The following is a 14,295-nucleotide window of genomic DNA, read 5'->3' on the forward strand; positions in this document are numbered from 1 at the left end:
CGTCCGGCGGGCCGGCCAGACGTGTCCGTTGCCGAACCTCTGACCGCCCGAGCGCGCCCGGGTCGTGGGGGTCAGGCCGAACGCCAGCGGGCTTTGTCGTCGGTGGGCGTCGTCGTGCACACCATCGGCGTGCCCGACTTCGTGACCCCGGTCGCGCCCTGCGACGAGCAGAACGCGCCCGGGTGAACGGTGGTGACGGGTGCCGGGGCCGGAGGCGGCGGCGGAGGAGCCGGGGCGGGAGCAGGTGCCGGGGCGGGAGCGGGGGCAGGGGCAGGGGCCGGCCGGGGCGCGGGTGCGGGCGCCGGGGCGGACGTCGACCGCGGCGCCGGGGCCGGTGCGGTGGTCGCCGGCGCGGGCTCCGGCAGGACGGCCACCACGCCACCCGGCAGGGGCTCGCCCGGGCAGGAGGCGAGCACCGTGGCGATGGCGTTCTTCTCCGCCTGGGTCATCCACAGCTCGTAGCTGACCTTCACGGCGACCTGGCGGGCCACGTAGGCGCACCGGTACCCACGGTTCGGGGGCAGCCAGGTGGCGGCGTCCGCGTCGCCCTTCTGCATGTTCAGCGGCCCGTCGACCGCGAGCAGGTTGAGCGGGTCGTTGGCGAACGCGGTCCGGCGGGCAGCGGTCAAGGACTGAGCGCCCTTCTGCCACGCGTCGGAGAGGGCCACGACGTGGTCGATCTGGACGTCGTCGCTCGTGCCCTGGCCGCGCTGGAAGCCGATCGTCCGCGCCGAGTAGGGGTCGGCCAGCGTGCCGGTCAGCACCACGCAGTTCCGCGTCCCCGCCTTGAACGTCTCGCCGGAGAGGTCACGGGCGAGGATGTCGTTGCGGGTGTCGCAGCCGTTCCGGTCGGTGTCGGTCCAGCCCGAGCCGAAGTTGTCGCGGTCGTACCCGGTGCGCGGCGCGCGGCCCTTCACCTCGACCGCGGCGAGGGCGGCCAGGGCGGTGGTGCGCTCGGCACCGGCGACCGCTGCCTGGACGGCATCCTCGGTCAGCAGGCCCGTCGGCGCCCCGGCGGTGACCGTCCGTTCGGTCGTCTCGGCCACGGCGAGCGCGGCCTCGGCCTCCGCGACCGCCTGCTCCGCCAGGTCCTCCGCGGACGGCCCGGCCGACGGCGTGCCGAGACTCGGCGCGGTGTCCGACGCGGCGGACGTCTCCCGCGTGGGGGTCGACGTCGCACCGCCGACCATGACGGCGACCAACCCTGCGACAGCGACGCCCCCGGCGATCCGACGGCTGGAGATGAAGGCCCAGCGCGCCCGACCCGCGATCGAGGCGCCGATGCCGAGGATGACGGCGAGCGAACCGGCCACGGCGAGGCCGCCGCCGACCCCGTCGGAGGCCACGCCGCCGACCACGAGGAGCAGGACGACGGCGCCGACGACGGCGAGCGCCGCCTTCCGCGATGTCGGAGCGGAGCGGTCGGCCATGAGTTCCCCCGGGAAGCGAGACGCTGAGAACCCGGAAGCTAGGTGCGGCGTGCGTGGACGACCCGCTCCGACACGGGGCCGCGCACCGCGGGCCCCACCGGGCCCAGGTGGCACTCCTGGGCCGCGTCGGCGGGGTCGGCCGGCCGGGGCCGGACCCGACGTGGAGGAGGAGCTAGACGAGGAAGCGGTAGGCCGTCGTGCCCGGTGCCACGAGCTGGATGCGCAGCGGGCTCGCCTCGATGCGGGCCAGCAGCGCCGGCAGCCCGTCGGCGCTGCCCAGCTCGATGCCGGTGAGCGCCGCGCCGGTCTCCCGGTTGTCCCGCTTCACGTACTCGAACAGCACGATGTCGTCGTCCGGGCCGAGCACCTCGTCCAGGAACCGGCGCAGCGCGCCGGGCTCCTGCGGGAATTCGACCAGGAAGTAGTGCTTCAGCCCGCGGTGCACCAGCGACCGCTCGACCACCTCGGAGTACCGGCTGACGTCGTTGTTGCCGCCCGACAGCAGGCAGACGACGGTCTGCCCCGGCTCAACGGCCACCAGGCCGCCGCTCACCGCCGCGGGCGAGAGCGCACCCGCGGGCTCGGCGATGATGCCGTCGGCCTGGTACAGGTCGAGCATCTCGGTGCAGATCTGGCCCTCGGGTACGGCGAGCAGCTCGGCGCCCGAGTCGCGCACCAGGGGATAGGTCACCGTGCCCACCCGCCGCACCGCCGCGCCGTCGACGAACGTGTCCATCGCCGGCAGCTCCACCGGCTCCCCGGCGGCCAGCGCCGCGGCCATGCCGGCCGCCCCGGCGGGCTCGACACCGACCAGCCGGGTGGTGGGGGAGTGCCGGCGCAGCCAGGTGGCGCACCCGGCCAGCAGCCCGCCGCCGCCCACCGGCAGGACGACGACGTCGGGCGCGGCGCCCAGCTGCTCGAGGAGCTCCACCGCCACCGTCGCCTGACCGGTCACCGTGCTCAGCGCGTCGAACGCCGGCACCAGGGCCGCTCCGGTGGTGGCCGCGTCCACCGCGGCCGCGGCGGCGGCCTCGTCGTAGGAGTCGCCGGCGACGACGAGCGTGACCATGTCCCCGCCCAGCGCGGCGATCCGCTCCCGCTTCTGCCGCGGCGTCGTCCCGGGCACGTAGACCCGGCCGCGCACCTGCAGGGCGCGGCAGGCGTAGGCCACCCCCTGCCCGTGGTTGCCGGCGCTGGCGCACACCACCCCGGCCGCCCGGGCGGCGTCGTCCAGCCCCGCAATGGTGTTGTAGGCGCCGCGGATCTTGTACGAGCGGCCCACCTGCAGGTCCTCGCGCTTGAGCCACACGTCGGCGCCGGTGAGCCCGGAGAGCCGCGCGTTGCGCTGCAACGGCGTCCGCTCGGCGACCCCGGCCAGCCGGCGACCGGCCTCCCGCACCGCGGTGGCGAAGTCGTCGGGCACCGCGTCGTCGCCAGGAGTGCTGCTCACACCGCCCATCGTCGACGACACGCCCCGCGACCGGACGGCGAGGTCACGGTTCGGTGGGTGATCTGCCCCACGGGTGACCGCGCGGGCCTACGGTCGGCGCCCCCTGGAAGCGGCGCGCGAGGCGGTGAGGTCGATGCCCGGAGCCCTGGTCGTCTACGAATCGGTGTTCGGGGACGCGAAACGGGTGGCGATGGCGGTGGCCCACGGGCTGTGCGGCCGGCTGTCGGTCGACGTCGCCTGCGCGCGCGAGGCCCCCACCCAGGTGCTCGCCGACGTGCGGCTGCTCGTGGTCGGCGGACCCACGCACGCCTTCGGCATGCCGCGGCCGGCCACCCGCGACAGCGCCGTCCGGGAGCACGGGGCGGATGTCCCCGACGTCACCTTCGGGCTGCACGAGTGGTTGGACACGGTGTCGTTGCCGCGCGGCATCCAGGCCGCCGCCTTCGACACCCGGATGGACCACCCGGTGCTGGTGACCGCGCTCGACCACGCCGCGCGGACCGAGGAGAAGCTGCTCCGCCGGCTGGGCGCCACCTTGGCCGCACCGGCCGAGCACTTCCTGGTCGCGGACGTCGCCGGCCCGCTGCTGGACGGCGAGGAGGAGCGGGCCCACCGGTGGGGCCAGGCGCTGGCCGAACTGGTGGCGCCGCACCCGATCCCCGTGCGGGGGTGAGCCGCGGGCCGGTCAGCGCGGGTCGAGCAGCCGCAGGCGCGGTCGGGTGACCAGCCGTTTCTCGAAGGTCACCCGGTGCCGGCCGTCCTCGTCCTGCCCGAACCGCAACCGGTCCACGAGGGCGCGCATCAGCACCAGGCCGCGCCCCCGGTCGTCCAGGGGCGAGGAGGGTGCGTCCTCGGTGGCCTCGGCGTCGAAGCCGCCGCCGCCGTCGAGCACGCTGATCCGGCACGTCGCGTCGTCGATCGCGACGTCGACCTCGTAGACGTCGTGGTCGGCGGCGTGGTCGACGACGTTCGCGCAGGCCTCGGTGAGCGCCAGGAGGATCTCGTCGACGACCGGCTGCAGCACCGCCAGGTGCTCGAGCGCCTGCCGCAGCAGCCCGCGCACCAGCGGCACGCTGTGCGCGTCGGTGGGCAGGCGCACGTTGAAGTCGACGTTCACGGACGTTCGGCCTCCTCCTGCCCAGTGGCCTACCCTCGGACGCCAGGGTCGACGCGGTGCGGGAGGTGAACGGTGCTCTTCGACGTGGAACGCACGACGGTCGCGGGGCGACCGGGCCTCACCGTACGGGGTGAGCTGGACATCGCCACGGCCCCGCAGCTGGCCGAGGCCGCCGAGGAATTGCTGGCCACCGGGCCCGAGGCGATCGTCGTCGACCTGACGCCGACGCTCTTCCTCGACTCCTCCGGCGCCCGCACCCTCCTGACCGTCGCCCGCCGGGCGGCCGCCGCCGGCGCCGGGCTGCACGTCGTGGTCCCGCTCGACAACCGCCCCGTCCGGCTGCCCATCGACCTGCTGGAGCTCGAGGCGGTCCTGCCGATCGTGAACTCCGCCGGCGAGGTGCCGGCCCACGCCGTGCACCGCGACGCCCCGTGACGTCGCCGCGGTGAGCGGCTCCGGAGCCCGCACCACGCCTCCCGTCGACGACGACGCGCTGGCCCGCTGCGCCGACGAGCCGATCGCCGTCCCGGGTGCGGTGCAGCCGCACGGCGTGCTGCTAGCGGTGACCGAGCCCGGGTTCGAGGTCGTCGTCGCCTCCGCCAACGCCGCGGAGCTGTTCGGCCGGTCGGTCACGGGTCGCTCCCTCGACGAGCTCCTCGCGCCGGCCGACACGGCCCGGCTGCGCGCGGGGCTGGGCGGTGACCTCGCGGAGCTCAACCCGCTGCGGGTGCGGGTGGCCGGCGCCGACGTCGACCTCGTCGCGCACCGCGCCGACGGGCTGCTGGTCACCGAGTGGGAGCCGGCCCGGGGCGCCGAGGAGGCGGGGAGCGCCTGGCACCGCCGCCTGCCGAGCGTGCTGCAGCGGCTGTCGGCCGCCACCACCCTCGACGAGCTGTCCGAGGTGCTGGCCCGCGACGTCCGGGCGCTGCTCGGCTTCGACCGGGTGATGGTGTACCGCTTCGACGCCGACTGGAACGGCGAGGTGATCGCCGAGGACCGCCGCGCGGACCTGGAGCCCTTCCTCGGCCTCTGGTACCCGGCCAGCGACATCCCGGCCCAGGCCCGGGCGCTGTACACCACCAACTGGATGCGGCTGATCCCGGACACCGCCTACCGGCCCGTCCCGCTGGAACCCGCGACCGTCGGCGGGCGCCCGCTGGACCTCTCCGGTGCCATGCTGCGCAGCGTCTCGCCGGTGCACCTGGAGTACCTGGCCAACATGGGGGTGGCCGCCTCCACGTCGATCTCGCTGGTCGACCGCGGCAGGCTCTGGGGCCTCATCGCCTGCCACCACTACGCGGGCCCGCACCGGCCGTCCTACGCCGACCGCGCCGCCGCGGAGTTCCTCGGCCGCACCGCCTCGCTGCTGCTGCCCACGACGGTGGCCGCCGGCGAGCACAGCGGGATCGTCGCGGTCGCCCAGCGGCAGGCCGCGCTCGCCGCCGCCGTCGGCCGCGCCTCGCGCGCGCCGGCCGCGGCTCTCACCGGCGGCGAGCTCACCGCGCTGAACCTGCTGCCGGCCGCCGGAGCGGCGGTGCGGCTGGAGGGCGAGCTGCACCTGCTCGGATCGACGCCACCGGCTGAGCGGGTGGTCCCGCTGGTCCGGGCGCTGCTGGACGCGGGGCAGCCCGCCACCGACGCCGTCGGCCGGGTGGTCCCGGCGGCGGCCGACCTGGCCGGCACGGCCAGCGGTGTCCTGGCCGTCGAGGTGGTCGGCGCCCGGGGGGACTTCCTCGCCTGGTTCCGGCCGGAGACGTTGCGCGAGGTCACCTGGGGCGGCAACCCGTACACCTCGAAGACGGCGCAGACCGACACCGGACCGCGGCTGAGCCCGCGCCGCTCGTTCGACGCCTGGAGCGAGACGGTGCGGGGGACGTCGCGGCCGTGGCGGGAGCACGAGGTCGCCGCGGCCCACGGCCTCGCCACCCTGCTCACCGAGGCCGTCGCGAACCGCGCCGCGGAGGACGGCCGGCTGGCCACGGCCCTGCAGCGCACGCTGCTGCTCGAGCAGCTGCCGACGGTGCCCGGTGTGGACCTGGCCGCCCGGTACCGGCCCAGCGAGGGCGACGTCGTCGGCGGCGACTGGTACGACCTGGTGCCGCTGCCCAGCGGCCGGGTGTCGATCGTGCTGGGCGACGTCGCCGGGCACGGGCTGGCCGCTGCGGCGATCACCGCCCAGCTGCGGCACGCGCTGCGCGCCCACCTGCTGCGGGCCGCCGGTCCGGCCGCCGCCCTCGACGGGCTGAACCAGCTCATCGCCGCGCTGCTGCCGGGGGAGCTGGCGACCGCCGTCGTCGCCGAGCTGGACCCGGCGACCGGTGAGGTCGTCATCGCCAACGCCGGGCACATACCCGTGCTGCACGTGGCCGGCGGCGACGCCGGTTACCTGCACGAGGGCCGGGGCCCCGCGCTGGGCCTGCTGGCCGTCGCCGGCTACCGCGAGGCACGGCTGACCCTCCAGGGCGACGACCGCCTGCTGCTGGTGAGCGACGGGCTGGTCGAGCGCGGGCCAGGTGGGCTGGACGGCGGGCTGGAGGAGCTGCGTGCGACCGTCGCCGGCGGGCCGGCCGAGCCGCAGGCGCTGCTCGACGCGGTGCTGGCGGCGCTCGACCCGCCGCGCACCGACGACGTGACGCTGCTGGCCGTCGCCCGGACCTGAGCCGCGGGTCACGACCGCGACACGTTCCCGGCCGCGGCGGTGCGGCGGGTCCGGGCGGCGCCGCCCGCCCCCTAGCGTCGCGCGGGCGGCTGCCGTCCGGTGGTCGCCCGCCACCGATCCGGGAGCACGCAGTGCCGTCGATCGCCCACCGAGCACCCCGCCGGCTGACCGCCGCGCTCCTCGCGGCGATCACCCTCACGGCGTGCGGCGGCGGTGCCGGCACCCCGGCCGCCGCGCCCGTGACGACCACTCCGCCGCCTCCGCCGGTGCTGTGGCCGCTCACCGGCGTGGACAGCGGCGGGGCCGACGTCTACCGGCCCGCGCTGGCGGTGAAGATCGAGAACTCGGTCGACGCCCGCCCGCAGACCGGGCTGGGCGCCGCCGACATGGTGTGGGAGCAGCTCGTCGAGGGCGGCATCCCCCGCTACGTCGCCGTCTACCACTCCACCGTGCCGGCCGAGATCGGCCCGGTGCGCTCGGTGCGGCCCATGGACGCCGCCATCGCCGCTCCGCTGCGCGGGCTCTTCGCGTTCTCCGGCGGGCAGCGGCCGTTCGTCGACGCCGTCGCGGCCTCCGGGCTGCAGGTGGTCAGCCAGGACGCCGGCGCCGGTGGCTTCCACCGGCTGCCCGGCCGGTCCGCCCCGCACAACACCTACGCCGATCCGCACGCGCTCCTGGCGCAGGCCGACCCCGCCCACGCGAAGCCGCCCGCCGGCCAGTTCCTCCTGGCCCGGACCCCCGAGGAGGCGGGCGCGGTCGTGGCGGGCGTGCCCACCGGCGTCGTGGACCTGAAGCTGTCGGGCATCAGCCGACCGCGCTGGACGTGGAGCCCGCCCGACGGCCGCTGGGTGCGCGCCGAGACCGGCGCCCCCGCGGTCGAGGCCGACGGCACGCCGCTGCGCGCGACCAACGTCGTGGTGCTGCGGGTCGAGGTGGTCAACACCGCGTTCACCGATCCGGCCGGCAACCCGGTGCCGGAGACGGTGCTGGTCGGCGGGGGAGAGGCGCTCGTGGCGACCGGCGGCAGGACGCTGGCCGCCACCTGGTCGAAGCGCGCACCGACCGATCCGGTCGCGCTGACCGGGCCCGACGGCAACCCGGTGTTCCTCGCCCCCGGCACGACCTGGGTGGAACTGGTGCCCGCCCGGACCGGGTCGGTCACGGTCGGCTGATCCGGCGGCTACCGGCCGGTTGCGGGCTCAGGCGGCGCTGCGGGCGTGCACCCGGGCGTGCACCCACCCCGCGAGGCAGTGCAGCGCGGAGTGCTGCTCGGCCGAGGCGTACCCCTGCTCGAACTGGATGGCCTCGAGCAGCGCGGTGCTGTCCACGTCGCCACCCCGGAAGAAGCGGTCCAGCACCTGCCCGGAGTCGGTGCGGCTGGTGAAGAAGCCGGCGATGCCGAGCGCGACGGCGTCGGACACCGCGAGGGTGACCGGGGCGTGGGCCATCGACCCGCGCCGGTCGAGGACCTGCTGGACGGCGGCCATGACCTGGTTCTCGGTGGCGGGCACCGTGGCCCGGCAGGAGACGCGCATGGGTTCCTCCTTGAATCGTTGTGCTCTCAAGGAATCGACCGAACCGGTACCGCCCTGAATCCCCCGTCCGGGTCAGGCGGTCAGCAGGCCGGTCGGCTGCTCGGTGAGGCGGCCGGAGTCCAGCGCGCAGGCCAGCGCCTTCTCCAGCACCGGCGTCACCGAGGCTGCCCGCCGCTTGTAGCCGAAGACCGTGGCGGTGGCGGTCAGCAGCTCCTCGCGCTGCATCCCCGCGGCGGCCCGGCACAGCGCCGCCATCGCGTTCGCGACCTCCTCCGGCGCCACGTGCTCGAGCGGCCGGTCGGTGCTCGACACCTGCCGGCGGAACCCGGTCCAGGTGGCCCGGTCGATCCCCTCGGGCCACAGGTGCTCCCCGTCGACGGCCGACGGCGGTAGCAGCGACAGCAGCATCTGCTTGCGTGCCTCCGTGGCCCGGTTGAGCCCGAACGCCCCCACGGTGAGCTTCGCCAGCCGGTCCACGTGGACGGGCCCCTCGGCCTTGATGCCGGCGACCATCACCCGGCGCACCGCACGCGCCGCCTTCGAGGTCGGCAGCTCGTCGAGCACCGACTTCTCGCCCGCGGTCTTCGGGATCCACGGCACGAACGGCGTCTCGCCCTCGAGGGCGACCGGTCCGGTGGGCTTCGCGGCCGCCTTCGGCGCGGGGCGGGCGGTCGCGGTCGGCACCGCCATCGAGGTCACGGAGGAGCGCAGCGCGGCCACGCCCTTGAACGACTCGACGGCGGCGGTGGGCAGCGGCACCGCCTCGAGCACCGGCCGGGTGACCACGGGGGCGGCGTCCACAGCGGCGACCAGCCCGTCGACGACGGACACCGGGTCGGCCAGCCACGCCGGCAGCCACACCCGCTCGACGACCGGCCAGCGCAGCATGCCGCCCAGCACCTCCGGCGGCAGTCCGTCCCGGTCGCCGACGGTGCCGCGGCGCGCCCACGCCGGCCCGTCCAGCAGCACCGCCATCAGCGGGGTCTCCGGGTCGACAGCTCGACCGATCGACAGGTCGATCCGGAACTCCGAGAGGCCGACGTCGGTGCGCACGACCAGACCGCGCTCGCGCAGCGCCGCGGCGATCTGCTCGCGGTGCCGGTCGACCACACCCGCCGAGCGCGGCGAGCGGGGCAGCACGTCGGTGCCCTGCTCGGCCATGTCGAGGTAGGCCCGCAGGTGCTTGATCCCCACCGAGGAGGTCTCCTCGGCCCGCAGCTGCGCCGGGTCGAAGGAGGAGAAGACGACGACCTGGCGCCGGGCCCGGGTGATCGCCACGTTCAGCCGGCGCTCCCCGCCCTGCCGGTTCAGCGGGCCGAAGTTCAGCGGCAGCGTGCCGTCGGCGGTGGGGGAGAAGCCGGTGGAGAAGAAGACGACGTCGCGCTCGTCGCCCTGCACGTTCTCCAGGTTCTTGACGAACAGCCCCTCGCCGTCGGTGCGGTCGAGCGCGGCGGCGAGCCGGTCGTCGTCGGCGTCGCGCAGCAGCGCCTCGATGTAGGAGCGCTGCTGGGCGTTGAAGGTGACCACGCCGATCGAGGGGACGGCGTCGATGCCCTCCCACTGCGGAACGGCGTCGAAGCGGCGGCGGATCTCGGCGACGATCGCCTTCGCCTCGACCGGGTTGGTGCGCAGCAGCCGGCCGGCCCCCGAGCGGTGGAACGTCCCGGGCACCCGCACCAGCGAGACCCCGCGGCCGTCGGGCTCGGCCGAGGCGCGCCCGTGCGTGGGCGCCGGGAAGGAGGAGAGCCGGTTGTCGTAGTACTGGGCGTTGGAGAACGCGATGAGCGACTCGTCCTGGCTGCGGTAGTGCCACGACAGCCAGTGCCGCGGTACCCGCGCCTGCACGCACTCACCGAGGATCGACTCCTCGTCCTCGACCGCGGTCTCCACCAGCTCCACCGAGTCGTCGCTCGCCGTCGTCGTCGGCTCGAGGAACGACGTCGGCGGCATCTGCTTGGAGTCACCGACGACGACCGCGGCCTTGGCCCGGCCCAGTGCGCCGATGGCGTCGGCCACGCGGATCTGCGAGGCCTCGTCGAAGACCACCAGGTCGAACTGGCCGGCCTTCGCGGGGAAGAAGCGGGCCACCGAGTCCGGCGACACCAGCACGATCGGCATGACGGCGGTGACCAGCTCGCCGTACTGCGCGAGCAGCTGCCGCACGCCCAGGCCGCGCCGCTGCTTGGTCAGCTCCCGCTGCAGCGCACCCACCTGGCCGGTGCCCATCGCCGCGTCGAACGGCCTCGCGGCCAGCACCGACGCCGGCAGCGCGGCCGTGAGGTGTTCGCGGACAGCCCGCGAGGCCTCGGTGAACCGGGCGATCGCCGCCTCGTGGGCCTCGGCGTCGAAGGCGTCCAGCCCGGTGGCGACGAGCCGCTCGGCCACCGACGCGGTCGCCAGGCCGCGGTCCAGCGCGCGCACCGCGTCGTCCGCCGCGACGGCGCCGGTCATCAGCATCGTCCGGGCGTCGAAGAGCCCGGCGTAGCGCAGCGGCTCCAGGGTGTCGAGGAAGGTGACCCAGCGGCGCAGGGACATGAGCACCGAGCGCTCCCCGCCGGACCCGGACGGGGTCAGCAGGCCGCGCTCCGGCCGGGTCATCGACCAGCGGAGCACCAGGCCGTCCTCGCCGGCCCAGGCGGCCAGCTGGTCCGACGAGCTGCGGCACACGGCCAGCAGCGAGGTGACGGCCTCCCGCAGCCGCGCGACGGCGGCGGCCGGCTCCGGCGCGGCGGGCATGCCGGCGACGATCAGCTTGCGCAGCGCGACGTGGAAGGGCGAGGAGCCGTCGACGGCGATGCCGGCGCGGCGCAGCCACTCCACCTGGCGCTCGAGCAGCCCGGGGTCGGTGAAGGGGTTCCAGCTCGGCGGCGCGGTGAGCCCCGGCACGGAGCCGACGCGGCCGGCGATCGCCTGCACCGCCGTCTGCACCCGCCACAGGTTCTCCACCAGCAGCGGGACGTCCCGGGGCCGCACCTTCGTCCCCGGTCGCAGGCAGGCGGCGATCTCGTCGCGCACCGCGACCAGCCGCTTCCGGCGGCCCCACCACCCGGACGCCGCAGCCGTCTGCGCGCGGACGTAGACCTCCGCCAGGGGCAGCGCCAGCACCTCGGGGGTGGCGACGTCGAGACCGGGGTGCCGGAACGCGGTGAAGGCGGCGACCTCGCCGAGCACCGCGCCGGTCGCCGTCGTCCAGCGGCCGCTGAACGTCTCGTCGAGCACGTCGAGGCCCACCGGGGGGCCCGACAGCAGGTGCACCAGCGCGTCGAGGTCCTCGGGCGTCCGGACGTGGCGCAGCACGCCGCCGAGCTCGGGGATCCCGGACACCTCCCGGACCGCCGCGTCGACCTCGGCCGCGGCCTCGCGGGCCGCCGGCAGGTCGATCTCGGGGGAGTCGACGAACGCCCACGGGTGCCGCGGCGAGGGCCGGGTGAGGTCGGCGATGTCGGGCAGCAGCGCCAGCGCCCGGCGCACCGCGGTCAGCACCTCGGCCGGGGCGTTGGCCACGAACGGCTCGGGCACCGGGAGCGCCGGGACGTCGGTGCCGGCGGTCAGCTCCGCGGTGCGCGCGGCGTACAGCGACAGCCCGGCGGCGTTCTCGGTGTGCAGCCGGTCGGCGTAGCGGGCCAGCTGCCGGCGGGCCGAGCGCAGCGTCTCGGAGTCGGCGGCCAGCCCCTGCTCGTCGACGGCGATCGCGTTCTCCAGCGCCAGCCGGATCTGGGCGCGGACCATCGACGCGCGCGACCCCTTGTCGTGGAGGTCGAGGGCGAACATCCCCATGCCCACGGCGTCCAGCCGGCGGGCCACGACGTCGAGCGCGGCGCGCTTCTCGGCGACGAACAGGACGCGCTTGCCGTCGGCGACCGCGCGGGTGAGCAGGTTGGTGATGGTCTGCGACTTGCCGGTGCCGGGTGGGCCCTCCAGCACGAAGGTGCGGCCGGCGGCGGCCTCGGCGATCGCGCGCAGCTGGGAGGCGTCGGCGGGCACGGGCAGCCGGCCGGCCAGCTCGTCGAGGTCGACGTGGGCGCCGGAGCCGCGCGCGGGGTCGAGGAAGGGCTCGGTCGGCTCGTGCACCAGGTGGTGCACCAGCGGGTTCCCGCTGAGGTCGCCCCAGTGCTCGTCGAGGTCCTTCCAGAGGCGGTACTTGGCGAACTGCAGGATCGCGAGGTCCGCCGTCGCCTCGACCCGGTAGGGCAGCCCGTGGCCGACCAGGCCCACCCGCACCGCCTCCAGGGCGTGCTCCAGGTCCGGGGTGCTCTCCGCGGTGTCGCTCAGCGCCGGCACCACCAGGCCGTGCACCTGGCGCAGCTTCTCCAGCAGGCAGTAGTTCGGGGTGCTCGCCCCGGACTCGTCCAGCGACAGCCGGTAGGAGCCGGTGCGCCCGACCGGCGCCAGCACGACGGGCACCAGCAGCAGCGGGGAGCGCAGCGGGCGGCCGTCGAGCTCCCACACCAGCGAGCCCAGCGCCAGGTACAGGTTGTTGGCGCCGGTCTCCTCCTGCACCGTCTTGGCGCGGTAGGCGAGGTTGCGCAGCCGGGGCAGGTACCCGCCGGAGGTGACGTCGGCGTGCACCTCCCGGCGCTCGACCAGCAGCTCGGTGAGCTGCTCGGCGGGCAGGTCGGCGGCGCCGGAGAGCCCGCGCTCGGTGTGCACGGCGGCGAGCCGGTCGCCCGGCAGCAGCGTGATCGGGGTGCCGTCGTGGATGAAGTTGTCCAGGATCGGCAGCGCGGTGCCCGGCAGCGTGAGGGGCAGCCCGGCGCGCTCGGTGTAGTTGATCAGCCGGTTGCGCAGGCTCAGGTCGAGCAGCGCGTTCTTCCACTGCTGCACCCGCGGCGGCGCCTCGGGGCGGCTCGGCTGGTGCGCCGGCGCCGGCCCGGCCGGGAACGCCGGGGCGCTGTGCTCGGCCGGCCGGTACTCGACGACCTGCAGGAGGCCTTCCGGCGTCCGGGCGCGCGCCGGCAGCGGGAGGATGCCGTCGCGCCGGGCGCGGTGGACGTCGGTGACGCCGAGGACGCGCTCGAGCTCGCCGGTGAGCCAGCGCTCGTACGCCGGGGCGTGCAGGTCGGCGCCGGGCTCGCCCGCGCCGGTGAGCAGCGTGGTCTCGACCAGGCCGATCAGCCCGAGGTCGACCAGGTTGACCAGCGGCGCGGCGTCCGTCGTGGCGGCGGACTCGGAGCTGCGCTCCTCCCGCCAGTAGCCGAGGAAGGCGTGCGCCCCGCCCGCCGTCGCCCCGCCCGCACCCTCGGCCAGCCAGAGCAGCGGCCGGATGCCGGTCTGCTCGAGCGCCGCCGCGAGGAGGACGACGGCATCCAGGGGCGTGGCCACCCGCCAGGTGAGGACGTCGCCGGGGGAGCGCACCTGCTGGCCGAGGTCGGCCCAGCTCAGCGGCGGCTCGGAGTGGCGGACCCCACGGCGGCGCAGGACCTCGGCCAGCGCCGCGACCACCTCGTCCACCCGCTCGGCGGTGGCCGCGTAGCCGACCATGGCGCCGCTGCCGGTCCGCTCCGCCAGCAGCTCGCCGGCCTCGGCGACCAGCCCGGTCACCGCCGGGTGGTTGGGCATGACGTGCGCGGCGAGCATCTCCAGCGCCAGCGGCAGGGGAGTGGCCAGCCACTGGTTGGCGGCGAGGACCTGCACCGGCGCGGAGGCCTCGCCGATCAGCACGTCGTCGAGCCACGCCTCGACGTCGACGACGCCGGGGCGCTGCTCCTCGACGTGCAGCATGGCCGCCGGATCCATGACCAGGCCGATCCCGGTGAGCACCGTGGTGCGGCCGCCGTCGACGTCGGCCAGCAGCTCGACGGCCTGCGCGATCGGGCCCTCGGCGTCGCGTACCGACAGGCGCACGGTCACCCCGCGCAGCGTGCGCTGCGAGGTGAGCGCCAGGCGCGACACGACCGGGATGCGGTTGTGCGCCAGCGCGTAGCTGAGCACCGGGGTGGAGGTCAGCTCGATGGAGACCACCGTCGACGGCGCGACGACATCACCGAGCTGGATGTCGGCAGGGCTCTCCATGTCACCTGTCTACCGGTTCGGACGGACTGGTCCGCCCATGGTCCCCGACAGGAGGGGCGGATGTGACGGAAGAGCCCGATCGTTGCCGGGGA

General features: G+C 75.9%; 9 protein-coding genes. 4 read left to right on the plus strand and 5 right to left on the minus strand.

The features are described from left to right. Positions 1 to 71 precede the first annotated feature (71 nt). On the minus strand, positions 72 to 1,430 hold the full coding sequence (locus ACI79S_RS02450) for an HNH endonuclease family protein (protein ID WP_456591853.1): 1,359 nt from the start codon (positions 1,428 to 1,430) through the stop codon (positions 72 to 74). A 172-nt stretch (positions 1,431 to 1,602) separates the two neighbouring features. Continuing rightward, complete coding sequence (gene ilvA, locus ACI79S_RS02455; RefSeq protein ID WP_456592019.1) at positions 1,603 to 2,889, minus strand: threonine ammonia-lyase IlvA; 1,287 nt, start codon at positions 2,887 to 2,889, stop codon at positions 1,603 to 1,605. Positions 2,890 to 3,013: 124 nt separating this feature from the next. Between ilvA and ACI79S_RS02460 the strand changes: the two genes are divergently transcribed. Continuing rightward, positions 3,014 to 3,553 carry a flavodoxin family protein gene (locus ACI79S_RS02460; RefSeq protein ID WP_456591854.1) on the plus strand — a complete coding sequence of 180 codons (540 nt, stop codon included), beginning with the start codon at positions 3,014 to 3,016 and terminating at the stop codon, positions 3,551 to 3,553. Between the two features lie 12 nt (positions 3,554 to 3,565). Here the strand turns inward: ACI79S_RS02460 and ACI79S_RS02465 are convergent, their stop codons facing one another. Continuing rightward, positions 3,566 to 3,997: an ATP-binding protein gene (locus ACI79S_RS02465; protein WP_456591855.1), complete on the minus strand. Its 432-nt coding sequence runs from the start codon at positions 3,995 to 3,997 to the stop codon at positions 3,566 to 3,568. Positions 3,998 to 4,069: 72 nt separating this feature from the next. Here ACI79S_RS02465 and ACI79S_RS02470 point away from each other — a divergent pair, with 72 nt between their 5' ends. From ACI79S_RS02470 to ACI79S_RS02480, 3 genes are all read left to right on the plus strand, one after another. Then, a complete protein-coding gene (locus ACI79S_RS02470; RefSeq protein ID WP_456591856.1) occupies positions 4,070 to 4,432 on the plus strand; it encodes an STAS domain-containing protein in 363 nt (120 codons plus the stop codon). 10 nt (positions 4,433 to 4,442) lie between these two features. Beyond that, complete coding sequence (locus tag ACI79S_RS02475) at positions 4,443 to 6,656, plus strand: SpoIIE family protein phosphatase (RefSeq protein WP_456591857.1); 2,214 nt, start codon at positions 4,443 to 4,445, stop codon at positions 6,654 to 6,656. A 131-nt stretch (positions 6,657 to 6,787) separates the two neighbouring features. Next, on the plus strand, positions 6,788 to 7,828 hold the full coding sequence (locus ACI79S_RS02480; protein ID WP_456591858.1) for a DUF3048 domain-containing protein: 1,041 nt from the start codon (positions 6,788 to 6,790) through the stop codon (positions 7,826 to 7,828). A 27-nt stretch (positions 7,829 to 7,855) separates the two neighbouring features. On the opposite strand, the gene ACI79S_RS02485 is transcribed toward ACI79S_RS02480, so the two are convergent. Together ACI79S_RS02485 and ACI79S_RS02490 are read right to left on the minus strand one after the other, a co-directional pair. Further along, complete coding sequence (locus tag ACI79S_RS02485) at positions 7,856 to 8,191, minus strand: hypothetical protein (RefSeq protein WP_456591859.1); 336 nt, start codon at positions 8,189 to 8,191, stop codon at positions 7,856 to 7,858. A gap of 72 nt (positions 8,192 to 8,263) precedes the next feature. Further along, entirely contained in the window at positions 8,264 to 14,203 is a 5,940-nt protein-coding gene (locus ACI79S_RS02490) for a DUF4011 domain-containing protein (protein ID WP_456591860.1), read from the minus strand. Between the last annotated feature and the right edge of the window lie 92 nt (positions 14,204 to 14,295).

Source organism: Blastococcus sp. SYSU DS1024, from assembly GCF_054050795.1.

What these genes read in the sequence shown, in the direction of transcription:
- ACI79S_RS02450 (WP_456591853.1), bottom strand. Translation starts at nt 1,430, where the DNA reads ATGGCCGACCGCTCCGCTCCGACATCGCGGAAGGCGGCGCTCGCCGTC.
- ilvA (WP_456592019.1), bottom strand. Translation starts at nt 2,889, where the DNA reads ATGGGCGGTGTGAGCAGCACTCCTGGCGACGACGCGGTGCCCGACGAC.
- ACI79S_RS02460 (WP_456591854.1), top strand. Translation starts at nt 3,014, where the DNA reads ATGCCCGGAGCCCTGGTCGTCTACGAATCGGTGTTCGGGGACGCGAAA.
- ACI79S_RS02485 (WP_456591859.1), bottom strand. Translation starts at nt 8,191, where the DNA reads ATGCGCGTCTCCTGCCGGGCCACGGTGCCCGCCACCGAGAACCAGGTC.
- ACI79S_RS02490 (WP_456591860.1), bottom strand. Translation starts at nt 14,203, where the DNA reads ATGGAGAGCCCTGCCGACATCCAGCTCGGTGATGTCGTCGCGCCGTCG.